This window comes from Cellulomonas chitinilytica (assembly GCF_016862675.1).
GTDB classification, from domain to species: domain Bacteria; phylum Actinomycetota; class Actinomycetes; order Actinomycetales; family Cellulomonadaceae; genus Cellulomonas; species Cellulomonas chitinilytica.
Genome location: NZ_BONK01000006.1, coordinates 93,244 through 117,832, shown reverse-complemented (window position 1 = coordinate 117,832; position 24,589 = coordinate 93,244). Strand labels below are relative to the sequence as shown.

20 protein-coding genes and 2 riboswitches are annotated in these 24,589 nt (G+C 73.4%); of the genes, 5 read left to right on the top strand and 15 right to left on the bottom strand.

The genetic code is table 11. From position 1 onward, the window contains the following. Positions 1 to 45 precede the first annotated feature (45 nt). From Cch01nite_RS10170 to Cch01nite_RS10155, 4 genes are all read right to left on the bottom strand, one after another. Complete coding sequence (locus Cch01nite_RS10170) at positions 46 to 2,184, bottom strand: glycosyl hydrolase (RefSeq protein WP_203752620.1); 2,139 nt, start codon at positions 2,182 to 2,184, stop codon at positions 46 to 48. Between the two features lie 8 nt (positions 2,185 to 2,192). Next, positions 2,193 to 2,924 carry an efflux RND transporter periplasmic adaptor subunit gene (locus Cch01nite_RS10165; RefSeq protein WP_203752618.1) on the bottom strand — a complete coding sequence of 244 codons (732 nt, stop codon included), beginning with the start codon at positions 2,922 to 2,924 and terminating at the stop codon, positions 2,193 to 2,195. Beyond that, positions 2,921 to 4,630 (bottom strand): glycosyltransferase family 2 protein, encoded by a 1,710-nt coding sequence (locus Cch01nite_RS10160; RefSeq protein ID WP_203752615.1) that lies wholly within the window; start codon positions 4,628 to 4,630, stop codon positions 2,921 to 2,923. The genes Cch01nite_RS10165 and Cch01nite_RS10160 overlap by 4 nt, the downstream gene beginning before the upstream one ends. 358 nt (positions 4,631 to 4,988) lie before the next feature. Next, positions 4,989 to 5,933, bottom strand: a complete 945-nt coding sequence (locus Cch01nite_RS10155) for an LLM class F420-dependent oxidoreductase (protein WP_203752612.1) — start codon at positions 5,931 to 5,933, stop codon at positions 4,989 to 4,991. Positions 5,934 to 5,996: 63 nt separating this feature from the next. Here Cch01nite_RS10155 and Cch01nite_RS10150 point away from each other — a divergent pair, with 63 nt between their 5' ends. Genes Cch01nite_RS10150 through Cch01nite_RS10140 form a run of 3 tightly spaced genes read left to right on the top strand, consistent with a single transcriptional unit; the run spans position 5,997 to position 7,736 of the window. After that, entirely contained in the window at positions 5,997 to 6,182 is a 186-nt protein-coding gene (locus Cch01nite_RS10150; protein ID WP_203753365.1) for a hypothetical protein, read from the top strand. A 58-nt stretch (positions 6,183 to 6,240) separates the two neighbouring features. Beyond that, positions 6,241 to 6,900 carry a DUF1684 domain-containing protein gene (locus Cch01nite_RS10145; RefSeq protein WP_203752609.1) on the top strand — a complete coding sequence of 220 codons (660 nt, stop codon included), beginning with the start codon at positions 6,241 to 6,243 and terminating at the stop codon, positions 6,898 to 6,900. Continuing rightward, entirely contained in the window at positions 6,897 to 7,736 is an 840-nt protein-coding gene (locus Cch01nite_RS10140) for a hypothetical protein (protein WP_239070242.1), read from the top strand. The genes Cch01nite_RS10145 and Cch01nite_RS10140 overlap by 4 nt, the downstream gene beginning before the upstream one ends. 3 nt (positions 7,737 to 7,739) lie before the next feature. On the opposite strand, the gene Cch01nite_RS10135 is transcribed toward Cch01nite_RS10140, so the two are convergent. The 3 genes from Cch01nite_RS10135 to Cch01nite_RS10125 form a co-directional block, all read right to left on the bottom strand. Then, a complete protein-coding gene (locus tag Cch01nite_RS10135) occupies positions 7,740 to 8,669 on the bottom strand; it encodes an Fpg/Nei family DNA glycosylase (protein WP_203752606.1) in 930 nt (309 codons plus the stop codon). Between the two features lie 9 nt (positions 8,670 to 8,678). Then, positions 8,679 to 10,547 (bottom strand): AAA family ATPase, encoded by a 1,869-nt coding sequence (locus Cch01nite_RS10130; protein ID WP_203752603.1) that lies wholly within the window; start codon positions 10,545 to 10,547, stop codon positions 8,679 to 8,681. Between the two features lie 138 nt (positions 10,548 to 10,685). Continuing rightward, positions 10,686 to 11,507, bottom strand: coding sequence for a tyrosine-protein phosphatase (locus Cch01nite_RS10125; protein WP_203752590.1), 822 nt, complete (start codon positions 11,505 to 11,507; stop codon positions 10,686 to 10,688). Positions 11,508 to 11,604: 97 nt separating this feature from the next. Next, a riboswitch (SAM riboswitch) is annotated at positions 11,605 to 11,721 on the top strand. A gap of 16 nt (positions 11,722 to 11,737) precedes the next feature. On the opposite strand from Cch01nite_RS10125, the gene Cch01nite_RS10120 reads away from it, so the two are divergent. Then, entirely contained in the window at positions 11,738 to 12,301 is a 564-nt protein-coding gene (locus Cch01nite_RS10120) for an NADPH-dependent FMN reductase (RefSeq protein ID WP_203752587.1), read from the top strand. Then, on the top strand, positions 12,298 to 12,882 hold the full coding sequence (locus tag Cch01nite_RS10115) for a flavin reductase family protein (protein ID WP_203752585.1): 585 nt from the start codon (positions 12,298 to 12,300) through the stop codon (positions 12,880 to 12,882). The genes Cch01nite_RS10120 and Cch01nite_RS10115 overlap by 4 nt, the downstream gene beginning before the upstream one ends. Positions 12,883 to 13,073: 191 nt before the next feature. Here Cch01nite_RS10115 and Cch01nite_RS10110 read toward each other — a convergent pair whose 3' ends face one another. From Cch01nite_RS10110 to Cch01nite_RS10075, 8 genes are all read right to left on the bottom strand, one after another. Beyond that, entirely contained in the window at positions 13,074 to 14,270 is a 1,197-nt protein-coding gene (locus tag Cch01nite_RS10110) for an LLM class flavin-dependent oxidoreductase (RefSeq protein WP_203752581.1), read from the bottom strand. After that, positions 14,267 to 15,544: an FAD-dependent oxidoreductase gene (locus tag Cch01nite_RS10105; protein WP_275407190.1), complete on the bottom strand. Its 1,278-nt coding sequence runs from the start codon at positions 15,542 to 15,544 to the stop codon at positions 14,267 to 14,269. The genes Cch01nite_RS10110 and Cch01nite_RS10105 overlap by 4 nt, the downstream gene beginning before the upstream one ends. Positions 15,545 to 15,622: 78 nt before the next feature. Then, complete coding sequence (locus Cch01nite_RS10100; protein WP_203752578.1) at positions 15,623 to 16,621, bottom strand: ABC transporter substrate-binding protein; 999 nt, start codon at positions 16,619 to 16,621, stop codon at positions 15,623 to 15,625. 39 nt (positions 16,622 to 16,660) lie between these two features. Beyond that, a complete protein-coding gene (locus Cch01nite_RS10095) occupies positions 16,661 to 17,428 on the bottom strand; it encodes an amino acid ABC transporter ATP-binding protein (RefSeq protein WP_275407189.1) in 768 nt (255 codons plus the stop codon). Further along, positions 17,425 to 18,492 (bottom strand): amino acid ABC transporter permease, encoded by a 1,068-nt coding sequence (locus tag Cch01nite_RS10090; protein ID WP_373309919.1) that lies wholly within the window; start codon positions 18,490 to 18,492, stop codon positions 17,425 to 17,427. Before Cch01nite_RS10090 ends, Cch01nite_RS10095 begins: the two co-directional genes overlap by 4 nt. Positions 18,493 to 18,497: 5 nt before the next feature. Next, a complete protein-coding gene (locus tag Cch01nite_RS10085; protein WP_203752575.1) occupies positions 18,498 to 19,097 on the bottom strand; it encodes a GNAT family N-acetyltransferase in 600 nt (199 codons plus the stop codon). Beyond that, positions 19,094 to 20,251 carry an LLM class flavin-dependent oxidoreductase gene (locus Cch01nite_RS10080; RefSeq protein ID WP_203752573.1) on the bottom strand — a complete coding sequence of 386 codons (1,158 nt, stop codon included), beginning with the start codon at positions 20,249 to 20,251 and terminating at the stop codon, positions 19,094 to 19,096. The genes Cch01nite_RS10085 and Cch01nite_RS10080 overlap by 4 nt, the downstream gene beginning before the upstream one ends. A gap of 226 nt (positions 20,252 to 20,477) precedes the next feature. Next, positions 20,478 to 20,601: riboswitch (SAM riboswitch) on the bottom strand. Positions 20,602 to 20,964: 363 nt separating this feature from the next. After that, on the bottom strand, positions 20,965 to 24,411 hold the full coding sequence (locus tag Cch01nite_RS10075; protein ID WP_203752569.1) for a 1,3-beta-D-glucan phosphorylase, GH149 family: 3,447 nt from the start codon (positions 24,409 to 24,411) through the stop codon (positions 20,965 to 20,967). Positions 24,412 to 24,589 lie beyond the last annotated feature (178 nt).

Here is a 24,589-nt window from a genome sequence, read left to right as displayed (position 1 = left end):
CGGTGGGAGCGGGCGTCGCTTCGTGCGACCGGTCGGTGCTGCTGGTCAGCGACCGGCGGTCGGGTGCGCCTGGGCCGAGGCGATGAACGCGAGCATCGCGGAACGCGAGCTCCCGTCGTCGATCGACGTGTCCGGAAGACTCGTCGCCTCCGTCCAGGCCGCCGCCGCGTCGTCCGCGCCGGCGAGAGCCGAGTACATGAGCAGGTAGTCGCCGAACTGCACGCCGTAGCCCTGCGGCGTGGCCTCCTTGACCGAGGCCCGGATCTTCTCCGGGTCCACCCCGGCGGCCAGGTACGTCTGCACCGGACCCATCGGGATGAGCTGGATCGCGAGGATGGCGTTCGGGTCGGGGCTGAACCACGTGGCGTAGTCCCGCTTGCCGCCCCAGTTGAGCGACACCATGGTGTGGTCGAACCCCTCGAAGGAGCTCATGTCAGGGGCCGTCCAGTACGTCCGGGCGGTCGAGGCCTCCGTCGACGCGAGCCAGGTGGCCTCGGTCCCGAGGTCCTTCTGCCCCGACGCCTTCGCCCACAGGCCCAGGCCGTTCCAGGCGTTGACCGCCTCGGACGACGACTCCTGGTTGTTCCCGTCGGCGAACGGCGAGGTGCCCGACGCCCACGAGTGACCGGTGTACGGGTCGAACGACCGCAGCTGCGGCAGCTCGGACGACGGCTTCGCGGCGGCGATGTCCTGACCGATCAGGTTCATCACGGGGGCGATCTCCTTGGCGAGCGCCGGGTCGTCCTGCGTGAGCAAGCCGGCGGCGGCCAGGATGTAGCCGTAGTGGAAGTGGTGGTCGTTGAGCTCGTCCGACCCGAAGGACGGCGTGAGGCCGATGACCGAGCGGGCGGACTTGTCGTAGACGAAGCAGCGGGCGTCGCGCTGGGTGCACCCGTCCGACTCGGCCCACTCCTTGAGCACGCCGACCGACTTCGTCTTGAGGTCCGCGACCACGTCCGGCACGCCCAGCTGGTCGCCGAGCACCACGAGCGACGCCGCGCGGTTGAGCCACTTGCCGCCGAAGTAGGTGTCGGACGGGTAGTCGGGGGTCGCCGCGACGTCGGCCTTCAGGGCGTCCACGATCGCCGACTTCTGGTCGGCCGAGATGCCCTCGAGGTCGAGCTCGCCGTCCGCCGGCAGAGCCGGTGCGTACGACGTGAGCTGCGAGCCCGTGCAGAGCTCCAGGTCGCCGTACACGCTCGGGTACGCCCCCAGGCCGCAGTCCCGCGCCGGCTGGTCGCCGGTGCGCTGGTGCGGCATGGTCACGTACGCCGTCGGCGAGCCGCCGGCCGTCTTGTACGTGAGCGTGGTGCGGGCGACGTCGTCGCCCACCCCGTAGGTGGTGTCGACACCGGTGACCGGGTCGGCCGCCGCCGTGGCGAGGGCCTTCTTCGCCGCGGCGGACGCCTTCGGGGGCAGCGCGTACCAGCTGGCCGACTCGCCCTTGCCGAGCGTGGTGGACCCGCCGTCGGACGTCCCGCCGACGAGGCCCCACTGCGAGGTGCCCGCGTCGGCCGTGGCCGCACCGTCGGCGCCGGCTGCGAACGAGCCGCCGGCGACCGTCGAGCTGAGCGTCACGTCCTTCTCGGCCGTGAAGCTGACGAAGGGCGAGCCCTCCGCGAGCACCACGTGGCCGAGCACGGCACCCGACGCGTCGAGCAGGTCGATCGTCACGCTCACCGGGTCCGCGGCGCTGACCTGGGCCGAGGCGGCCCCGGCGTCCACGGTCACGGTCGCCACGTGCGGCGCGATGATCGTCTTCTCGCTGACCGTCGGCGTCGGGAGCCCGAGCGTGAAGCCCGAGTCCGTCAGGCCGAACGACAGCGGCTCGGCGAACACCGGCTGCGGCTGGTCCCCGAACACCAGACCGCTGTACCAGCGGTTGGTGGGCGGGACCACGCCGTCGGCGAGCCGCACCGGGTCGATCTTGGCGACCTGCTGGTCGGGCACCGCCGCGACGAGCGCCGCGCTGTCGACCTTCGGCGGCGTGGCGTCCGCGGGACCGCTGACGGGTCCCTCGGGCGCCGAGCCGGTGCCGTCGGACGCGGTCTCGTCGCCGGACCAGGGGGCCCAGAGCGCGACCACCGAGCCCAGGACTACGGCGAGCGCCGCAGCCGTGCCGGCGATGAACCACCGGCGACGGTTCGTGGGCGGGGGTCGGACCTCGGTCGTGGGTTCACTCATGCGTACCGTCATCCGAAGATGCCTCCCAGGTAGTTCTTGACGTCCTCCGACGCTCGCGTCACGACGCCGTCGTTCTCGAGCTTCAGCTCGGCAGTCACGGGGGTGCCGGCGGCGACGAGCCCGTTCTGGGCACCGTCCTTGAGCGACTCCCCGGTCAGGGTCATGACCGCCTGCGCCTCGCCGGCGACCGTCTTCACCTTGACCTTGTCGACGTGGGCGGTGACGGTCCGCTGGTTGGGGAGCACGACCGTCACGGCGGCGTCGTCCTTCACCCGGGCGTACTCCTTGGCCGTGAGCGTGTACTCGGCCTGGACGTACAGGGTGTCGGCCTTCTGCACGGTGGCGAGGTCCGTGGCGGACTGCACGAACGTGCCCCGCTCGGACGAGACCTTGGTGACGGTGCCGTCACCGGTCGCCAGGACCACGAGGCGGCCCTGGTCGTCGATCTGCGTGGCCTCGGTCGCCGACTTCGCGAACCCGTTCTTCAGGTCGTACTGCAGCGCGGCCGACTCGATGACGAACAGCGGCTGGCCTGCGGTCACCGTGTCCCCGACGTCGACCTTCTGGTCGACGACGAGGCCCGCGTACGGGGTGCCGACGGTGTAGTGCTTGGCGAGGATCTGCGCGGAGTCGCTCGCGGCGATCCCCTTGGTCTCGTTCAGCTTGTAGGTCGCCAGTGCGGCGAGGACGAGCACGAGGATCGTGCCCACGATCAGTCTGATTCGGCTGGCCCAGGTCATGCGACACCTCCGGTGGGTGCGGTCTCGAGTGCGGCAGGGACGTCGTGCTGGGTGAGGTCGGCCTCACGCTCGGCCTTGGCGGCCTTGCGGGCGAGGCGCCCTTCCTTCCAGGCGGTGACGACGAAGCTGCCCAGGATCAGGGTGTTGGTGGCGTTCCACGCCACGGCGAGGCTGAAGTAGCCGTTCCCGAGGTCCTTCCACAACCCGACCACGGTGGTGATCAGGAGGAACTGGAAGAACAGGACCTGCGGCATCATGAACGCGAACGGTGAGCGGTAGGCGCCCTTCTGCCCCGTCACGTGCCACTTCTGGTCCTTCTTGGTGATCGCGTTGACCAAGGCCCGCGTGTAGATCGGGAACGACACCGCGGCGAGCAGGAGCACCTGCCAGCGGAACGAGCCGAGGGTGTAGAACGCCACGAGGACCTGCATCACGTAGAACCCTGCGTAGTACAGGAGCCACTGGAGCGGGGTGATCGTGAGGTTCATCGGCGTGAGGTTGAAGTAGATCTGCAGCGGCGGCACCAGGATCAGCAGCAGGGGTGCGATGCCGGTGAGGTAGAAGGTCGACGTCACCAGGTACTGCAGCCGCTGGTCCATGGTGAGCTTGCGCTTCCGGCTCAGCGGGTTGTGGGTGAGCATGATCTCGAACCCACCGGTCGCCCAGCGCAGCTGCTGCTTGGTGTACGCCTCGACGGTCTCGGGGGTGTCACCCACCGCGAGCTCGGTCGGGATGTAGATCGTCCGCCAGCCCTTCTCGTGCAGCATGAGCGACGTCCACACGTCCTCCGACTTCGAGTCGGAGTAGATGCCCCCGACGGAGTCGGCGGCCGAGCGGCGGTAGATGACGTTCGTGCCGACGGAGAACGCGGCGTTGAACCGGTTACGGCCCGTCTGGATGAACTTGTAGAACACGGACTGCATGTAGCCCGCGCCCTTCGAGATCACCGAGTGCAGGTTCCCGTACACCTGCGGCGTCTGCACGAAGGCGACGTCGTCCGCGGAGAAGAACGGCACGGTCTCGTGCAGGAAGTTCGGCTTCGGCACGAAGTCGGCGTCGAAGATGACGAAGAAGTCACCCTTCGTGATCGACATCGCGTGGTTGATGTTGCCCGCCTTGGCGCCGTTGCTCGACAGCCGGCGGATGTAGCGGGCCCCGAGCTCGGCCGCGAGGTCACGGACCTCGTCGGACCGGCCGTCGTCCAGGACGTACGTGTCGTGCTTGCCCTGCATGGCGACCGCGGCGGTCACGGTGTTCCGGATGGACTCGATGGCCTCGCCGTACGTCGTGATGTAGACGTCGATCGAGATCGGCCACTCCTGGAGGTACATCCGCCACTCGTTCGGCTTGTCCTCGGCGCCGTCGCGGATGATCTCCGCGATGTCGTAGAGCCTGTCCTGGGCGAGGTTGAACGAGAACCCGCGCGGGTTGAACCCGCTGGACAGGACGGTCCACATGGCCAGCAGGCCGTGGGCGACCAGCACCGACTCGGCGACGATGACCAGCACGTAGGGGAGCCAGTCACCCCGGTTCGCGGGGTTCAGCAGGAACGCCGCGTAGATGATGATGCCCGCTGCGGCCAGCAGGACCAGCAGCATGAGCGACGGGCTCTGGGACGACTCGTTCTCGTTCGTCCCGGTCGACTTGATCTTGACTTGCTCGGTTCTTCGCGGCTCCATCACGAGCCTGTCGAACGTGGTTGTCACGTCCAGCCCCCTTCGGTCGTCCTGTCGGACGGCCGGGCGGACCCGGGTGGGCCCACCTGACCGATGCGACGGCGACGCTGGCGCCGGGCGCACGAAGGGCGGCGGCTCGCGAGGACGGTGGATCCCTGGTGGATCCGGTGTCCTCGGCAGGCGTCGCCGCCCCTTGTGGATACCTACGAACTTACAGACCCGTCGAGCGGGGCTGTCGAGGAAACGACGTAGTGCGCCGGGTCACAGGGGGGACGGAGGTCCCGGGTGAAACGGACATCGCCGCAGGTCACTCCCACCTGCGGCGATGTCCGGGGCGGTCGCGCGACGTCTCGAGTTCATCGCGCGTCCATCTCGTTCTGTGGACGTTTTACCCGATCTGGGGGGCCACCTGACCGCCCACGAGCTCGAGCTGGTCCAGGTCACCGAGGTCGAGAACCTGCAGGTAGACGCGGGTGATGCCGTGCGCGGCGAGCTCGCCGAGCCGGTCGACCGCCTCGGCCACCGACCCGGCGATCCCCTGCCCGCGGATCTCCTGCGGGTCGCGGCCGACGGCCCGCGCGCGACGGTCCACCTCGGCGTCGTCGCGGCCCACGCACAGCACGAGCGCGGCCGACAGCGTGAGCGTCTCAGGCGCCCGTCCCGCCTCCTCGCACGCCCGACGGACGTTGGCGAGCCTGCCGTCGATCTCGTCGAACGCCGGGAAGGCCAGGTTGAACTCGGCGGCGTAGCGGGCCGCGAGCGCCGGCGTCCGGCGGGGGCCCGAGCCGCCGACGATCACCGGCACGCCCGCCTTCGTCGGGTCGAGCGGCGAGGCCTGCACGGGCTTGGGCAGCGCAGGGGAGTCGACCAGCGTGTAGTGCTCGCCCGCATGGCCGAACGTCGAGCCGACGGGCGTCCCCCACAGGCCCGTGACGACCTCGAGCTGCTCCTCGAGGATCCCGAACCGCTTCTCCGGGAACGGGATGCCGTACGCCTCGTGCTCGCGCGCGAACCAGCCGGTGCCCAGCCCGAGCTCCACCCGGCCGCCCGACATCTGGTCGACCTGCGCGACCTGCACCGCGAGGACGCCGGGGTGCCGGAACGTCGCCGACGACACGAGGGTGCCCAGCCGGATCCGGCTCGTCTCGCGCGCCAGCCCGGCGAGCGTCGTCCAGGCGTCCGTGGGGCCCGGCAGGCCGTCCGTGCCCATCGCGAGGTAGTGGTCGGACCGGAAGAAGGCGTCGAAGCCGAGGTCCTCGGTGGCCTTCGCCACGGTGAGCAGCTCGTCGTAGGTGGCGCCCTGCTGGGGCTCGGTGAAGATGCGCAGATCCATGCGGCACACCCTGGCACGGCAGGTCGGGTGGCCCGTTCCCCGTCCGCGGGGCGACGATGCAGCGTGCCGATCTCACGACCCCGCATCCGGTGGGCGAGCCTGCTCACGGTGCTGCTGTGCGTGGTCGTCGTGCTCGTGTGCGTGGCCGCCGCGCTGCGCGGGCGGCGGTGGGCGCTCGTCGTCGCGCTCGTCGCCGCCGCGATCGCCGTGCGGGAGGTGCGGGCGCTGCAACGGCACGCGCCGCGCTGACTGACGCGCCGGGTCCCCCGACGAGACGGGATGACGGACGGCATGGCACGGTGGGGACGTGCCGCACCGACCCCGCACCCTCCCCGGGCCGGCCTCCGACGCGCTCGCGGTCGCCGACTGGCGACGCCGGGTCGCGGAGGCGTACGCGGACGTGCGGCACCTCGCGGCCGCCGACCCCGCGCAGGCGCACGCCGTGTGGGTGCAGCGCCGCGACGAGCTGTTCGCCGAGCACCCCGCCTCACCGCTCGACGCCGCGACGCGCGCGTTCTTCGCCGGGCTCGACGTCGCCCCCTACGACCCCGCCTACCGGTTCGAGGTCCAGGTCCGGCCGTCCGAGCCGCAGCGCCTCGAGATCAGCACGGAGACGGACGGGCTGATCTCGTACGAGCGCATCGGCACCGTCGAGCTCGGTGACCTCGGCGCGCTCGCCGTGTGGGCGATGCACGGGTACGCGGGCGGGCTGTTCCTGCCGGTGCGGGACGCCCTCGCCGGGCACGAGGGTGGCACGTTCGGCGGCGGGCGGTACGTGCTCGACACCATCAAGGGCGCCGACCTCGGGGTCGCCCACGGGCTGCTCGTCGTGGACCTCAACTTCGCGTTCAACCCGTCCTGCGCGTACGACCCGTCGTGGAGCTGCCCGCTCGCGACCCGCGCCAACACGCTCGCCGCACCCGTGCCCGTCGGCGAGCGCGTGTTCTCCTCCCCGGCGTCGCCGTGACCAGCGCGCTGACGTCGATGTGGGCGTGGGACAACCCCGTGCCCGCCTCGGTGGACGCGCGCGGGCGCGGGTACGCGCCCGCCGCACCCGGCCCGCTCGCCGGGTTCTGCGTCGACCGGGAGCTCGGGCTGGTGCTCCTCGGTGCGCCGTGGGCGGCCGACGAAGGCCCGGTCGGCACGTGGTTCACCGACGCGTGCGCCGCGGTCGCCGGCACCGGGGCGCGGGTCGGTGCGCTCGGCGGGGACCCCGGCTGGCTGACGAACCCGGCGCTCGCGGTGCAGTGGGCGACGACGGCCCTGCGTGCCGCGCCCACCGCCACCCTCGTGCAGCTCGACGTCGAGCCGTGGACCACGCCGTCCTGGACGACGTACCGGGCGCAGGTGGTGCGCCGGTGGCTGACGCTGATCCGCAAGGTGCGCGCCGCCCTGCCACCGGGCGTCCCGCTCGGCGTCGACACCCCGTGGTGGCTGGCGCACGAACCCGGCCAGACCCCGGGGCGGACCCTGCTCGACGACGTGCTCGACCGGTGCGACCGGGTCGCCGTCGTGGCGTTCGCCGACCACGCGCACGGGCCGGACGGGATCATCGCGCTCGCCGGGCCGGCCGTCGTCGCGGCGTCGACGGCCGGGCACCCGTTCACCGTGGGCGTCGAGACCGACACCCCGGAGGTCGCCGGGGGGCCGCAGTTCACGTTCTACGACGAGGGCCCCGAGGTGATGGAGCAGGAGACCGCCGAGGTCGCGGCCGCGTTCGGGGGCCTGCCGGGGTACGAGGGCGTCACCGTCGAGCACCACCGGGCGTGGCGGCACCTGCTGGGGCTCGACACCGCGTCGTAGCGCTCAGCGCTGGCAGGACGGGCAGAGGTAGAGCTTGCGGGCGGCCATCTCCTCGACGACCACCGGCGTCCCGCACACCCGGCACGGCTCGCCGCCACGCCCGTACACCCAGTGCCGCAGCGTCGGGTCGATCACCGCGGCGACACGGCCCTCGTCGTCCAGGTCCTCCCGGGTGAGCATCACGCCCGTGCGGATGCCGTCGGCGAGGAGCACCGCCCAGTCCTCCCACAGGGCCCGCGCGAGCTCCCGAGGGACCTGACGCCCTGGCGTGTGCGGGTCGAGGCGGGCGCGGAACAGCAGCTCGGCGCGGTAGATGTTGCCGATCCCGGCCACCACGGACTGGTCCATGAGGAGCTGCCCGACCGCCACCGACCTCCCCGTGAGCCGGTCCACGACGACCTCGCCGGCGGCCGCGACGTCGCTCGCCGTCGCCGGGTCCGGGCCCAGGCGGTCGACGGCGGCGCGGGCCGCGTCGGGGTCCAGGACCTCGCACGCCGACGGGCCACGCAGGTCGGCGACCGTGTCGTCGGTCGCCAGCCGGACCCGCACCTGGCCCACCGGGTCCGGCGGGAAGTGCGCGAGCAGACCGCCCTCCGCGGACGGCTGCTCGCGCTCGTCCTCCCCCATCCGGACCGCACGGCGCAGCCGCGGGGCGCCCATGCTGCCCGACGTGTCGCCGTCGCCGATGCCGGAGACGGTCCCGTAGAAGTCCCACGCCCCGTACAGCCCGAGGTGCACGCGCAGCACGTCACCGGAGTCGAACGTGCAGAACAGCTGCTTGCCGACCGCCGACGCGCGCACGAGCCGCTGCCCGTCGAGCCGCCGCGCACCGGCCGCGAACCGGCCCTGCGGCGACGACACCGCCACCTCCCGGCCGACGAGGTCGCGCGTGAACCGGTGGGCGATGCGGTGGACGGTATGACCCTCGGGCACGCCCGCAGGCTAGTTCACGACCGAGCCCCGCAGCGCCCCGACGGACGCCGCCGCGATCCTCACGCGGTCCGACGTGGACGACTCCTCGAGCTGCGGCACCGGGGGCAGGTCACCGCCCGTGAGGTGCGCCGCGAGCAGCACGTCCGTGATCTCGTCGCCGAGCAGCTCGTGACGCTCCAGGAGCGCGTCCCGCAGGGCCTCGACGAGGTGCCGGTTGCGGGACAGCAGACGCCGGACGCTCGACCGGGCGTCGTCGAGCACCTGCTCCAGCTGCTCGCGGGCCTTGCCGTCGGCGAGCACGGCGGAGACCAGCGGCCGGTCCGTCGCGAGGAACGACACGAGCGACCCCGTCATGCCCGCGGCGCCGACCATCTGCGCCGCCGTGCGGGTCGCGGCCGCCAGGTCGCTCGCCGGGCCCGTCGTCGTCTGGCCGAAGAACAGCTCCTCGGCGACCCAGCCGCCCATCGCGATCTGCACGAGCCCCCGCAGGTCACCCTCCGAGTGCGTCCAGACCTCCTCGCAGTCGCCGTGCGCGAGCAGGCCCAGCGCCTCACCGCGGCGGACGATCGTCAGGACCTCCAGGTGCCGGTTCGGGGCGACCAGCCACGCCGTCACCGCGTGCCCGGCCTCGTGCGTCGCGATCAGCCGGCGCTCCGCCTCGGTGTACCGGACGGGCTGGCCGATGCCGACCATCTCCGTGATCCGGGCCGTCTCGACGTCCGCGAACGACATCGTCAGCGACCCGCGGCGCAGCGCGTTCACCAGGGCCTCGTCGAGCAGGTGCTCGATCATCACGGGCGTCCAGCCGTTCGTCGCGGCCGCGACCCGGTCGCGCACCACCGGGTCGTCGAGCTCCACGTCGTGCGACCGGCGCGTCAGGAAGTGGTCGACGAGCGCGCGGCGGCCGTGCGCGTCCGGCGCGACGAACGTCAGGTGGCGGTCGAACCGGCCCGGACGCAGCAGCGCCGGGTCGAGCGAGTCGGCGCGGTTCGTCGCCGCGATGAGCAGGATCGGGGCCTTCGCCGGGCGGCGGCGCGGGACCTGCCGGTGCGCGGGCAGCAGCAGGTTGAGGCGGGCGACGAGCCGGTCGCCCAGCTTCGCGGCGCCCGTCGGCTCGTCGAAGGACTGCATCTGCACGAGGAGCTCGTTGACGACGCCGCCGGTGCCCTCGCTCGTCATCAGGTTCGTCACGGACCCGCGCTGCCCGTCGGCGCTCGCCGCGAGCATCCCGCCGCGCCGCAGGCCGATCGCGTCGATCTCCTCGATGAAGCCGATCGCGCCGCCCTCCGCCCGGGCCGCCTTGCGGAGCGCCTTGAAGTATGCGCGGATCTTCTTCGCGGTGGCGCCGTAGTACATCGACTGGAACGACGTCGCCGACACGAACAGGAACGGCACGCCCGCCTCGGCCGCCATCGCCTTCGCCGTCATCGTCTTGCCGGTGCCCGGCGCGCCCTCGAACAGCAGCCCGCGGCGCGGCGTCCCGCCCATCTGGTCCGCGAACCGGCGGTGCGTCTGGAACAGGTCGATCGAGCGGCGCACGTCCTCGAGGACCGGGTCGATGCCGATGACGTCGTCGAGCCGCACGTCGACCTGCTCGGGCCGGAACGTCACGTGCGGCGAGCGCGCCGAGCCCACCTGCGTGAGCAGCATGATCGCCAGCAGCCCCGCGAAGAACAGCACCGGGACCAGCACGAGCGGGTCGATGGACGGCATCGGCGGCACGATGCGGCGACCCATGAGCGCGGCGGCGATCACGTACGCCTCCGCCAGGAGCACCACGACCGCCAGCCGGTACACCCGACGGCGGCGCATGCGTTCGCGGTCGACGGCGATGTCGTGGGCACCACGGCGGATCGGGGAGACGAGCTCTTCGTGCACGAGGTGCGCCTTTCGTGGTCCGGCGCGCATGGGCGGGCGCACATGCGAGTCACGCCACGACGGGCGCGTCCGGACCATCGTGGAACCGGACGAACCGGACGGCAACGCCGGACAATTCGGACCACCCGAACGGCTCAATCACCCACGCATGGTGCGGTGCAGCCCTTCGACCTCCACCGGGCTCAGGCCGAGGCCGTCCCGCAGGTAGCCCGGGAAGTCGCCGTACGTCGCCCGCATCTCGTCGAGCGCCGCCCGCAGGTAGTCCGGTCGCACCTCGAGGAACGGGACGAGCACCGACGAGTCCTCCCCCAGGGCGTCGAGGTGCGCGAGCATCGGCGCGAACACCGCCCGCACCGCCGGGTTCACGGCCAGGAACTCCTCGGTGGCCCCGTCCTCGTCCACGCCCGCCGCGAGCAGCAGGATCGTCGCCGCCCAGCCCGTGCGGTCCTTGCCGGCCGTGCAGTGGACCAGCACCGGGGTGCGGTCCGCGTCGAGCACCGTGCGCACGAGCGCCGCGTACGCCGCCCGGGCCGCGTCGCCGACGACGAGCCGGCGGTACGTGGCGCGCATCTGCTCGGCGACGTCCGTCCCCGCGAGCGCCCCCGCCAGACCCGCCGGGGCCGACACCAGGGCCGCCGCCTGCGTCGCCGCGGCCGTCGGCAGGTCCGCGAGGACGTCGAGCACCCGATGGTCCGCACCCGCGGGGACGTGGTCCGGGCGGGCCTCCCGTTCCGCCTCCGTCCGCAGGTCGACGACCGTGCGGATGCCCAGCGCGGCCAGCGCGGGGTCGTCCTCGACGCCGTCCGACGCGAGCTCCGCCGACCGGAAGACCACGCCCCGCGCCACCGACCCGCCGTCGCCCGTCGGGCGGCCGCCGAGGTCCCGCAGGTTCTGCACCGCCACCGACGCGACGACGTGCGGGTCCGGGACGTCGACGGGGTCGCCGGGGATCGCGGTCATGCTCGGCATGCTGGCACGACGGCCCTGGTGTCCGCAGTGCGAGACGTCCGGCACAAGCCCTTGTCGGCGGCGCGACCGCTGGTACAAACCGCGGCGAGGTCACGAGCACCAGCGCGAAGCCCCGGCTCGCTGGTCAGCAACCCCTGTCACGACGGGGTGCTCCGGGAGATGACCTGGTCGGCGTCCCACCGGGGGGTGCCGGCAACTCGTGATCGTGAAGGAGCTGCACCGTGGTCCACCCCCATCCGTCCGTCGTGGCGCTGGTCGGCAACCCCCGACCCGGGTCGCGCACCCGCGCCGCCGCCGAGCACCTCGCGCAGCGGCTGGGTCCCGCGCTCGCCCCCGTCCCGCTCGACGAGCCCGTGCCGTTCGCGACCGTCGACCTCGCCGACCTCGCGCCGCAGCTCTTCGCGGCCGAGCGGCCCGCGGTCGACGAGGCGCTCCGGCTCGTCGCCGCCGCGGACGTGCTGCTCGTCGCGACGCCCGTCTACAAGGCGTCGTACACCGGGCTGCTCAAGTCGTTCCTCGACGCCTACGGCCCGGACGGCCTCGCGGGTGTCACGGCGGTGCCCGTCGTGGTGTCCGGCAACCCCGCGCACGCGCTCGTCGGCGAGGTGCACCTGCGCCCCCTGCTCGTGGAGCTCGGCGCGACCGTGCCCGCCCGGTCGTTCACCGTCACGGAGGCGGACCTGGCCGACCTCGACCCCGCCGTCGACCGCTGGCTCGACCGGGCCGCCGAGCCGCTGCGCCGCTCCCTCGGCGGCGTCGCGACCCTCGCGGAGGTGCTCCGGTGACCGCCGAGATCCTGCGCGCCCTCGACGCCGACCTCGCACAGCAGGACGAGCAGCAGCTCACGCCCGACGAGTACAAGGAGGTGTTCCGCCGGCACCCCGCGGGTGTCGCGGTGGTCGCGCTCGTCGACGACGCGCAGGAGCCGGGCCTCGACTCGTTCGAGGGGGCCGAGCACCCCGTGCGGCTCGTCGGGTTCACGGCGACGTCCGTCATCTCCGTGTCGGCCGAACCGCCGCTGCTCGCGTTCTCGCTCGCGTCGACGTCGTCGTCCTGGCCCGCGGTGTCCCGGGCCCGGACGCTCGCGATCAGCTTCCTGTCCGGGTCGCAGGACGACGTGTCCGCCCGGTTCGCGACGCACGGCATCGACCGGTTCGCCGCCGGCGGCTGGTCCGCGCTGCCCACCGGCGAGCCCGTGATCGACGGGGCCGTGTCGTGGGTGCGGGGGCGGGTCGTGCAGCGCACGCCCGTCGGGGGGTCGTACCTCATCTCCGTGCGGGCGCTGTCCCACGGGACCCACGACGTGACGCCGCTCGTCTACCACGACCGCACGTACCACCAGATCGGCGACGACTACTCGATCTGACCCCGCCCGACGGCGAACGCCCCCGGCCCCTCACGGGCCGGGGGCGTTCGTCGTCCCCGCTCCCCGCCCCTCCCGGCGCCGCAGGCCGTCGCCGCTGGTGAGAACGGCAGTTCGGGGTGAGAACGGCACTCTGAAGTGCCGTTCTCACCCCGAAGTGACGGGCTCGAGCTGCCGGGAGGCCGGCGGCGGGGTCAGGCCGAGGCGGTCGCCAGGGTGGGGGTGAGGGCGGGGGTGGCGGTGGCCGGCCAGGTGGCGGCGACGAGCTCGTAGGAGCGCGCCGTGTCCGCCGGGTCGTGGGTGATGGTGGTGAGCAGGAGCTCGTCGGCGCCGGTGACACGGGCCAGGATGGACAGGCCGGAGGCGACTTCGTCGGGCGTCCCGACGAAGCGGGTGTCGACGCGGTCGCGCACCAGGTCCCGCTCGGCCGCCGGGCGGTCCTCCCACCGGGTCGTCGTGCCCGGCGCCGGGTACGGGATCGCGCCCTCGCCGCGGCGGATCGACAGGACCCACTCGGCGAACGGGTCCGCGAGCTCATGCGCGCGTGCGGCGGTGTCGGCGGCGAGCACGTCGGCCGAGACCACCACGTACGGCTCGTCGAGGACTCCCGGGCGGAACGCCGCGCGGTACTGCTCGACCGTCTCCAGCACCGTCGACGGGCTCACGTGGTAGTTCGCCCCGAGCGGCAGCCCGAGCTCCCCGGCCACCCGGGCGCTCTCGCCGCCGCTGGACGCGAGGACCCACAGGGCAAGGTCCGCACCCTGCGCGGCGGGGACCGACACGGCTCGGTCGGCGTCCGTCCGGGCGGTGCCGCGGACCACGTCGAGCACGGTCGAGAGCTCGGCCGCGAACCCGCCCGGCGTACGACCGGCCCCGACGAAACGGTGCTGGGCGAGGATCCGCTCGAGCAGCGGCCCCTCCCCGAACGACACCGGGGGCGTCGCCGGGACGAGCAGCCCGTCGACGACCCGCTCGGGTGTCGGCTCGGACCGCGGGCGGCGGGGCGCGGGCGCGTCGGCGCCGCCCGCGACGGACGGCGGCGGGAACGACGCCCGCCCCAGGCCGAGGTCCACGCGCCCGGGGTGCAGGGCCACCACCGTCCCGAACTGCTCGGCGGCGACCACCGGGCTCGTCGACCCGAGCAGCACCGCCGCGGACCCGACCCGGATGGTCGACGTGGCCGACGCGACGAGCGCCGCGAGCACCCCCGGCGCCGCCGACGCGACCCCCGGGGCCAGGTGGTGCTCGGCGAACCAGACGCGGTGGTACCCCAGCCGCTCGACGAGCTGGGCACGGGCGACGGCGTCACGCAGCGCCTCCGCGCCCGTGCCGCCGGCCCGCACCGGGGCCAGGTCGAGCACGGACAGCGGGACGGGACGGGGGTCGGTCATCGGATCTCCTGGGGGACGGTGCTGACGGTGCTGACGGTGCTGACGGGGGGACGGTCGGACGCGACGGGCCGCACGGCGGCGCCGGCAGGACGGGCGCCGGCAGGACGGGCGCCGGCCGCACCGCCACCCGTCGGGCGCGCGCCGGCGAGACGGGCCAGCGCGAAGGCGGGGTCGGCGGCGCGAGCGGGCGCGTCGACGGGCTCGGACGCCAGGTCCGCGAGCACCCGGCCGATCGCGGGTGCGAACTTGAACCCGTGCCCGGAGAACCCGGCGGCCACGACCACGGGTCCGCGCCGGTCGAGGACGAAGTCGCTGTCCGGCGTCGTCGTGTAGGTGCACGAGATCGGCGCGGGGGCGGACGGGTCGACACCGGGCAGCCAGAGCTCGGCGTACCGCTGCAGCTCCGCGAGCTGCCCGGGCTCGGGGGTGAACGACCGGCGGTCGGGGTCGGTCACGGGCCCGACGCCGTGGAACCCCACCTTGATGCCCTCACCGGGCGTCGCGAGCCCGTAAGTGCCGCTCGGCCACGGGTAGGTGCCGAGGGGCTGGTGGGTGAACGACGGCCACGCGTCCTCGTCGGGCGCACCGGGCAGCACCGCGAAGTGCGCAGGCTGCTCCTGGGTCACGACGAGCGCGGGTGCGAGGTCGACGCCGAGCAGCGGCCCGACGAGCCCCGCGGTCCACGCCCCGACGGCGACGACGACCGACCGCGCCCGGACGTCACCGGTCGACGTCTCGAGCAGGACACCGGACCCGTCGGCGACGACCCGGTGCACCTGGACCTCGTGCCGGACGTCGGCACCGTGCGACCGTGCGGACCCCTGCAGCGCGGCGACGGCCCGGTCGGCGTGCAGCCGTCCGGCGGTCGACGTCTCGTGCAGCACGGACCCTTCGAAGCGCAGACCCGGCCAGCGCTCCCCCGCGGCGGCGGGCGTGAGCCACTCGTGCGGCACGCCGCGGGCGGCGAACGACGCGGCGACCCCCTCGTGCCGGACGCCGTGGCTCACGCCTCCGTTGAGGGTGAGGACGGACGGGTCGTCGAGCGAGCGCCACAGGTCGAGCGCCTCGAGGGCGAGGTCCACGTACTCGGGCCGGTCGTACGTGGTCCGGTAGATGCGGGACGCCCCGTGGGAGGCGCCGCGGACGTGCCCGGGCTCGAAGCGTTCGAGCAGCAGCACGTCACGCCCGCGGGCCGCGAGCTGCCAGGCCGCCGCCGAGCCCATGACACCGCCGCCGACGACGACGTGGTCCACGACCTGCACGGGCTCCTCCAAGGGGACGACGGGAAAGAGAACTGGTGGTCGGCCGGGTGTCCCCCGACCCCGGCCGACCACCGCGAGCGACCGGTCGGGTCACTCGGTCTTGGGGAGCCCCGGCGGGTTCGTCTCGGGCTTCTCGATGGCCTCGGCCGTCAGGCCCCAGCGCGCCAGGACGTCGGCGTACGTGCCGTCGTCGAACGCGTGCTGCAGGGCGGCCGTCACCGCGGGGGCGAGGTCGGACCCCTTGAGCGTGGCCACGGCGATCTGCGCCGTCAGCGGCCAGCCGCCGTTGAGGGTGCCGACGACCTTGAACTGGTCGGGCGCCGTCGCCGCGCTGTACGCGAGGCTCGCGTTCGGGCCGACGTAGGTGTCGAGGCGGCCGGACTGCACGGCGAGGAGCACGTCGGAGTAGGCCTCGTAGTACTCGGGCTCACCGCCCTTGATGGGGTCGAGGCCGTCCTTGATGTTCTGCTCGTTCCAGGCCAGCAGGATCTTCTCCTGGTTGGTCCCGGAGCTGACGCCGACCGTGAGGCCCGCGATGTCCTTGGGCTCCTTGATCTCCTTGACCTTGCTGCTCGCCGACGTGATCCAGCCGAGCTGGTCGTTGCGGTACGACGAGAAGTCGTAGAGCTCCTTGCGCTCCTCGGTCACGGTGACGTTCGAGATGACGGCGTCGACGTCGCCCGACTGCAGCGCGAGCGGCCAGTCGGCCCACGCCTTCTGCTCGAGCTCGAGCTTGAGGCCGAGCGCGTCGGCGACGAGCTGGGCGATGTCGGTCTCGTTGCCGATCGGCGTCTTCTCGTCGTCCGCGAGGAACCCGAGCGGCGGCGCCGCACCGGCCGTCGTCGCGACCTTGAAGACGCCCGACGCCTTGACGTCGGCCGGCAGGAGGGCGACGGCGTCGTCCGCGACCGTGGTGTGGATCCGGTCCTGGTCGGGGCTGGTGCTGATCTCCAGGCCTGCGGCCTTGCTCGGGGTGCTGTCGGCGGCGGGGTCGTCGTCGGCGCTCGATCCGGCGCACGCGGCGAGCGCCAGCAGGGGCACGACCGCGATCGCGGTGAGGAGCCTGGCGCGTCGGAAGGGGACGTTCACGGGGAGTTCTCGCTTCTCTCGGTGGGGGTGGGGGGACGGTCAGAGGACCTTGTCGAGGAACGCGCGGGTGCGTTCCTGCTGCGGGTCGTCGAGCACCTGGGCGGGGCTGCCCTGCTCGACGATCCGCCCGCCGTCCATGAAGACGACGGTCGTGGCGACCTCGCGTGCGAAGCCGATCTCGTGGGTGACGACGACGAGGGTCGTGCCGGTGGCCGCGAGGTCGCGGATCACGTCGAGCACCTCGCCGACCAGCTCGGGGTCGAGCGCGGACGTCGGCTCGTCGAACAGCACGACCGACGGCTTGACGGCGAGCGCCCGGGCGATCGCGACCCGCTGCTGCTGCCCGCCGGACAGCTGGCGCGGGTAGGCGTCGATCTTGTCGCCGAGCCCGACGCGTTCCAGCAGCTCACGGGCCTCCGCCTCGACCTCGGCGCGGGGCCGGCCCTGCGCGGAGACGGGTGCCTCGACGACGTTCTCGAGGGCCGTGAGGTGCGGGAAGAGGTTGAAGTTCTGGAACACGAACCCGATGCGGGTGCGCTGGCGCAGGATCTCCTTCTCCTTGAGCTCCTGCAGAGCGCCGTCGGAGCGGGTGCGGTACCCGATGAGCTCGCCGTCGACCTCGATGAACCCGCGGTCCACCTTCTCCAGGTGGTTGATCGCCCGCAGCAGGGTCGACTTCCCGGAGCCGGACGGCCCGAGGATCACGGTGACCTCGCCGGGCTTGACCACCAGGTCGATCCCGTCGAGCACCTCGAGCGTGCCGTACGCCTTGTGGACGCCACGGACCTCGACCAGCCCGGCGCTCATGCCACGCCCCCGATCTCGGTGCGACGGGTCCGGGTGAGCACGCCGCGGGCCGCGAGCGACCGCGACCCGTACCCGGGCGGCAGGTCGGACGGGAGCGGTGCCCCGGTGATCCGGGACCAGGCGACGCCGAGCCCCCAGCGGGCCCGCTGCAGCGGCGTCGGCGGGAGCTGTCGCAGCGCCCCCTTCGCGTAGTGCCGCTCCACGTAGAACTGGATGACGGTCAGCACGGTCGTGATGACGAGGTACCAGATGCCCGCGACGACGAGCAGCGGGACGACCCGCTGGTTGCGGCCGTAGATCACGCCGACGATGTAGAACAGCTCGCTGTAGGCGAGCACGTAGACGACCGACGTGCCCTTGACCAGGCCGATGATCTCGTTCACGGCCGTCGGCACGATCGTCCGCATGGCCTGCGGCAGGATGATCCGCCGCTGCTGCACGGACCGCGGCAGGCCGAGCGCGGCGGCGGCCTCGTGCTGGCCCTGGTCGACGCCGAGGATGCCGGCGCGCACGATCTCGGCGGAGTACGCCGCCTGCGACAGCCCGAGGCCGAGGATCGCGGCGCCGAACTTGTCGATGACGTCGAGCGTGTCGAACCCGGTGAACGACGGGCCGAACGGGATGCCGAGCGTGATCTGCGGGTAGAGGTAGGCGAGGTTGTACCAGAGCAGCAGCTGCAGGATCAGCGGCACCGACCGGAACACCCAGGTGTACAGCCACGAGACGCCGCGCAGCAGCGGCGACCGGGACAGCCGCATGAGGGCCAGCACGGTGCCGAGGCCGAAGCCGATGAACGCGGCGACTGCGGTGAGGCGCAGGGTGCCCCACAGCCCTTCGAGCACGGACGGCCACGTCAGGTACTGCCAGACGACGCTCCACTCCCACTTGGGGTTCGTGACGAGCGAGTTGAGGACCATCGCGAGGAGCACGGCGACGACGACGGTGGCGACCCACCGGCCGGGGTGGCGTGCGCCGATGACCCGCGGTTCGTCGGTGGTCGGGCGGCTCGGGGCCTCGCCGACCAGCAGGCGGGGCTCCTCGTGGTGCAGGGAGACGGTGGACACGGCGGTCAGCTCTCTGTCGGCAGGACGTGGGGGACGAGCCACTTCTCGAACGGCAGGTGACCGAGCTGCTCGAGGTCGGCGGTGGCGTCGAACAGCGGCGTGTAGCCGGTGGCGACGTACAGCGCGGCCGCCTCGGGCTGCCGCGGGCCGGTGGTGAGGTAGATCCGCGGGTAGCCGGCGGCGAGCGCGCGGCGCTCGAGCTCGGCGAGCACGCGCCGCGCGAGCCCGCGGCGGCGGTGCGCCGAGTGGGTCCAGATCCGCTTGAGCTCCGCGGTCGGCACGGCGGGGACGCCGCGGTCGTCGCGCCCGCCGGGACGGGTGGACAGGGCGATGTCGCCGACCTCGGGCTCGCTCCGACGGCGGAACGCGCCGCCGGCGACGGCCCCGCCACCCTCGATGAGCAGGACGAGCTCGCCGCGCGGCGGGGCGAACTCGTGGGCGGGGTACCGCCCGAGCTCCGCGCGCAGCTCGGCGATCTTGAACTCGTCCGCGTACCGGGTGGCGTACTCGACGGCGAGCTCGTCAAGCATCGGGCGCACGCTCGGGTGGTGCTGCGGCACGGACCGGAACCGGGCGCCCGCGACGACGGCGGACGTCCCGCTCATCGGGCGGCCGCCGAGCGCCCGGCCCCGGTGGCGACCCGCGCCCCGGCCGCGACGGTTCGCGCGGCCGTACGGCGCGGGGGGCGGGCGATCCCGAGGGTGCCGCGCAGCGTGGCCGTCCGGGGGTACCGGTCGCGGAACACCCCGGCGCCGCGCAGCCGCGGCACGACGGCGTCGACCAGGCCGGGCAGGTCGGTGTGCACGGACGCGGGCCGGAACGTGAACCCGTCGGCGGCCTCGAGCGCGAACCACTCGGTGACCAGCGACGCGACGTCCACGGCGGTGCCGAGCGCGACGAGCGACCCGGCGGTCGGCTGCACGTCGCCGAGCTCGGTGAGCAGGTCGAGGCGGGCCTGCGCGCTCGCGGCGTCGGGGCCGAGCAGCAGGAACGCGTCGACGAGGACCCGCACGGCGTCGGGGTCGCGGCCGTGCCGTGCCGCGGCGTCGCGCACCTGCGTGCGCAGCTCGGCCGCGGTGGCACGGTCGTCGACCCGGATCCGGACCACGTCGGCGGTGCGCCCGGCGACGTCGACGTCGTGCGCGTCGGCTCCCAGGTCGTGCCCGACCGCGCTGCCGGTCGTGTCGAGCCGGACGACGACGGGCGGGCGGCCCTGCGGCGACCGCGACGCGCGCACCGGCTGCGGGGCGGCGAAGTGCACGCCGTCGACCTCGACGAACCGGGGGTCCCGACGGTCGACGGGCCGCGGGAGCTCGCGGGCGGCGGGTGCGTCCCACGTGTTCTCGACGGCGTCGACCGTCCGCCCGTCGAGGGCACCGCCGCCGACCTGCCAGGCGGCGCGGCCGCCGCTCGCGCGGTCGATGGTCGCGACGGCCTGCGCGACGTGCCCGGGCTCGGTCAGGCTCGCGTCGAGCTGGGCGACGAGGCCGATCCCGACGGTGCGGGGGGCGAGCCGGGCGGCGACGAGCGCGGGGTCGAGGCGGCCCTGCAGGGTCGTGTTGCGGCTGGGGTGCAGCGCGAACGACTCGTCGAACACGACGAAGTCGAGGGCGCCGCGCTCGGCGACGGCGACGTGCTCGGTGAGCTTGTCGAGGTCGAAGAGGCGCTGGGCCTGGGAACCGTGGTCGCGCCAGGCGGCGGCGCGGGCTCCGGTGTCGCTGAGGTCGATGCCGAGGTGGACGTGTCGGGGGATGGGCACGGCAAGGGTCCGTTCCGGTGCGTGAGGTCGCTGAGGGGGCGCACGGGGTGCGCGGAGGGACGCCGCTGCGGGTGGGCGCGGCGTCGCGGGGGCCGGCGGGGAGGCCGGCGCGCTGATCAGGTCAGCGGCGACAACAGGACGGACACGTGAGCGTGCGAGTGCTGCTCACGGAGCGGTGTGCGCTCATGTTCCGTCCCTTCTCGTGCACCGGCAGTGCCGGCGCGGTCCGCGTCGCTTGCCGTGGTCCGGGCGTCACCGTCCGTCCACGACCAGGTCCTCACCCGGGGCACCCCGCCGCGCGGGAGGGTTGCCGTCCAGCAAGCCGGGGCTTCGCGCTGGAAATCTTGACCTTGTTAGTCGGAATTAAACGCAGGACGACGCCGCAGGTCAAAACGCAGTTCGTATGGTGAGACGGCCTGCTCGAATGGCAGGATCGCCGACGTGCCCGACGCCGGCTGCGTCGACTCCGGATACACCGCCATCGAGCGCTTCCTCACGCTCGACCGTCTCTACGCGGAAGCCTTCGGGCTCCCGCCCGGCGTCCGGACGGACGGCGTCCTCGTGTGGTCGGGGGCGCCCGGCCGAGCACCACGGGGACGCCCGCCACACGGTCGGGACGACGAGCGGGTGAGCCCGCGCCTGACCGTGCGAGCGGCGGGCCGCCCCCTGCCCGACCCGCCGCACCGCACCGTCAGTCATTCGTCCGTCATCCGTCAGGCGGGCAGCTCCACCTCGATCCGCACGACCTCGCCGGTCCGCCGGAACACCTTCTGGGAGACGTCCGCGTCGAGCGCCCCGTCGACACCGGCGACCCGCGAGCCGTCGGCCAGGACCGCCACGACCGACGCCGCACCGCCACGGCTGTACACGACCGGCACCTGGCAGAACGTGAACGCGAGCGACCCGGCCGCCAGCGCGATCGTCTGCGGCCGCTGCGCGACGTCGAGGTACCGGAACACGTCCGGCTCGGCCGTCCACTCGGTCGCCCGCAGCAGCACGGGCCGCACCACGACGCGCCCGGCCTCGACCCGCAGGCCGAGCTCGCCGAGCCGGGTGAGGACCTCCTCCTTGACCTGTCCGGTCATGCCGGGCTGGCGGGCGCCGCGGCCGGCCGGGGTGTGCGAGTACGGGTCCACGGGGAACGCGCCGTACACCTCGGGGGTCTTGCAGTACCCGAGGCCCAGACGGACGTCCTCGTAGGCGTCCACCAGGCCGGCGACGACGGCGGGGTCGGCACCGTCCGCGACGGCACGCTCGACGTTCTCCTGGATCGCGAGCAGCAGCTTCGACACCATGTGCCAGTAGATGCTGCCGAGCCCCTCGTACGCGAAGAACGACCCGGACCGGCCGGTGAACTCGGCGTGGTGGAACACCTGCTCGAACACGTCGAGCAGCGCGGCCCGCCCGGCCGGCGACGGGGCGTCGGGCAGCGCGTCGAGCGCCGCCTCGACGTCGCGGGCGTTGTGCAGCCCGGGCGCGAACCGGTGCACGCCGCGCACGTCGCGCAGCACGAGCGAGGTGTCGCCGGCCTGCACGAGCTCGTCGACGAGCGGGCACGCCGCGGCCTGCTCGGCGGTGATCCGGTTGCGCTCCAGGAAGCTCGGCAGCTCCTTGTCGGGGTACAGCGTGTAGCTGTGCTGGTCGGCGCGGTAGAGGCGGCTGCGCCGCACGGCCCCGACCAGGTCGAGCGCCTCGGCCGGGCTCAGGACGCCCGCGGACAGCACCGCGACCTGGCCCTCGATCATCTCCTGCAGCCGGCCGACCACGGCCCGGCCGTCGCGCAGGTCGAGCAGGTTGTACGAGTGGTACAGCCCGTCCTCGCGGCGGTTGGCCCGCAGGGCGGCGTCGACGTACCGCTGCGCGACGTCGAGGAACGCCTTCACGGAGGCGGCGTCGACCGTGGTGCGGCGGCCGTCGAACCCGGCGTAGACGCGCGTCCGGTAGTCGGTGCCCGCGGCGCCGAGCGCGTCCATCACGCGGCGACGGCCGAGGTCGTCGAACCCGCCGTCGACCGTCCCGACGTGCGCCTCGAGCGCCGCGTACACGTCGGTGAGCAGCCCGGACAGCTCGGTCGTGACGGTGAGGTCGTCGGCCAGCAGGTCTCGGGCGAGGGTGAGCGCACGACGCAGGTACGCGAGCGTGACGACGGAGACGCCCTTGCCGACGAGCGCGTTGTTCGCGTCGTTCCACTCGGGGCGCTGGGTGTTCATCCAGATGCCGCCGTCGGGCACGAGGTTGACGACCTTCGCGAGGATCAGCAGCAGCAGCTTCTCCCCCAGCGTCACCCGGACGAGGTCGCCGTCGAACCCGTGCACGAGGCGGCCGTCCGCGCCCTCGGTCGCCAGACGGCGCTCGACGCGCTCCTCGGCCTCGAGGTCGAACGTGATGGTCTCGATCGGGTCGACGAGCGTGTCGGCGTACGACGCGATGCGGTACGGGACGTCGGCGTGCGTGAACACGGCGCTGTCGACGAGCCCTTCGAGCCGGCCGGGGTGGAACCGGTGCGACGCCTCGAGGAGCTTGACGAGGTAGATGATCTGGTGGTCGCTCCAGTAGCCGATGTTCGCCCACGGGTTCGACGGCTCGGGCACCTCCCAGTCGATGCCGGACCGCGAGATCCGGTACGGGTTGTAGCCGTCGGCCGTCGTGGCGTCGAGGAACACGGCGACCATCGACTCGACGTACTCCGGGAACGACCAGGCGAGGGCCTCCCAGTTCTGGAAGATGTCCCGCCAGTTGCCCTGGAAGTCGACGCGGGGGTTGCCCTTGTCGTCGGTGAGCGCGATGCGGAACTTGTTCCACGGGCGGCTCGGGTCGCCGTGCCGGCGGCTGAACGTCAGCGGCAGGTACTCGCGCACGAGCCGCAGCAGGTCCGGGTCGCCGGACGCCTGCGCCCGCTCGACGAGCGCGTCGACGTCCGCGGCGGCGGGCCACGAGACGAGCTCGGCGGCGCAGCGGGCGGCGGTCCGCGGGCTGCGCTGGGCGACGAACGCGCGCAGGTCGGCGGTCTGCACGGTGTACCCGTCGACCGGGAGGCCGCCGCGCATGACGTTGAACAGGACGTTCGCGCCGTGGTGGGCGGTCGCGAGCTCCTCGCCGGTGAGCTGCGCGGCGTCGGCCGTCGCGACGAGCCCGTCGAGGCCCTCGCGGGTGCGCTCGACGTCGGCGGCCAGCCGGGCCTCGAGCTCCGTCCGGTCGGCGAGCTCCACCTGGAGCCGGACGACGTCGGCGGCGCTGTGGTCGACGTCGGCGACGAACCGCCACCGGCGCTGCTCCCCGGCCGCGAGGGTCAGCCGGGTGTGCACCAGGTGCGCACCCTTCAGGCCGCGGACCTCGCGCTCGCCGGTCACGGGACGGCCCGCCGAGAACGCGCCGACCTGGCCCGTGGACAGCAGGTGCTCGACGCCCTCGAGCCCGACCTGCCAGGACACGGTCGCCGCGAGCGACTCGCTCGGGTCGGACTTGTCCGTCAGCGACGAGTTCATGTACAGGATGCCGAGGCCCGTCGCGGGGTCGACCTCGGCCCGCTTGTACGCGTCGATGAGCACGCTGAACTCGTTCTGCGTCTGCGCGGTGACGCCGGACGGCAGCAGGTCGACGAACCCGTCGAGCAGCTCGACGGCGACCGTGCGGTCCGTCGCCGACGTGAGCTCGACGCCGCGCACGACCCCGTACCGCGCGCTCGTCTGCCAGGACACCCGCACGCGCAGCCCGAGGTCGGGGCGCGACTCCTCGAACACGAGGGTGGTGCCGAGGAAGTCCTTGTAGAGGTTGCGCTCGACGTCGGGGTCGCCCGGTCGACGCTCGGCGAACGGCTGCCAGAACCGGGTGCTCCCGTCGGGCGCGGACACGCGCAGCAGCGTCAGCCCGCCGGTGCGTCCGGCGCCCTGCGCGACCTTGTCCTCCGTCGTGTACGGGAACAGCGCCCGGTCCGACTCCTCACGGCCGGCCGTGAGCCCGCCGGTGCTCGAGATGAACAGCCACAGGTCGCTCGCACCGATGAGCGTCATGAAGAACGGCGGCAGCTCGTCGTACGCGGTGATCCGGTAGAACCGGCGCCCGTCGAGGTCCACGGGTCCGCTCACCGGGACGGCGACCTGCGCGGCCGGCTCCTCGGCGTCCGGAGGGGTGGAAGCGGACGTCAGTGTCTGCGACGACATGCGGTTTCCTTCACTCGGGGACGATCGCTGCGGTGGTCCGTCCCGGCCTGCGCTGCGCCCGCCTGTGGACGCGCTCCCACACCATGACACGCGCGGCACCGGCCCGGCAATGGAATCGAGGTGTCACGTGTCACCAATTCTTGGCCGCGCAGGTCTTGACACCCCTCGACGCACTGCG

Excerpts from the sequence above, each read along its gene's own strand:
- Cch01nite_RS10170 (WP_203752620.1), bottom strand. The coding sequence starts at position 2,184 with ATGAGTGAACCCACGACCGAGGTCCGACCCCCGCCCACGAACCGTCGC.
- Cch01nite_RS10165 (WP_203752618.1), bottom strand. The coding sequence starts at position 2,924 with ATGACCTGGGCCAGCCGAATCAGACTGATCGTGGGCACGATCCTCGTG.
- Cch01nite_RS10155 (WP_203752612.1), bottom strand. The coding sequence starts at position 5,933 with ATGGATCTGCGCATCTTCACCGAGCCCCAGCAGGGCGCCACCTACGAC.
- Cch01nite_RS10125 (WP_203752590.1), bottom strand. The coding sequence starts at position 11,507 with ATGACCGCGATCCCCGGCGACCCCGTCGACGTCCCGGACCCGCACGTC.
- Cch01nite_RS10110 (WP_203752581.1), bottom strand. The coding sequence starts at position 14,270 with ATGACCGACCCCCGTCCCGTCCCGCTGTCCGTGCTCGACCTGGCCCCG.
- Cch01nite_RS10095 (WP_275407189.1), bottom strand. The coding sequence starts at position 17,428 with ATGAGCGCCGGGCTGGTCGAGGTCCGTGGCGTCCACAAGGCGTACGGC.
- Cch01nite_RS10085 (WP_203752575.1), bottom strand. The coding sequence starts at position 19,097 with ATGAGCGGGACGTCCGCCGTCGTCGCGGGCGCCCGGTTCCGGTCCGTG.
- Cch01nite_RS10075 (WP_203752569.1), bottom strand. The coding sequence starts at position 24,411 with ATGTCGTCGCAGACACTGACGTCCGCTTCCACCCCTCCGGACGCCGAG.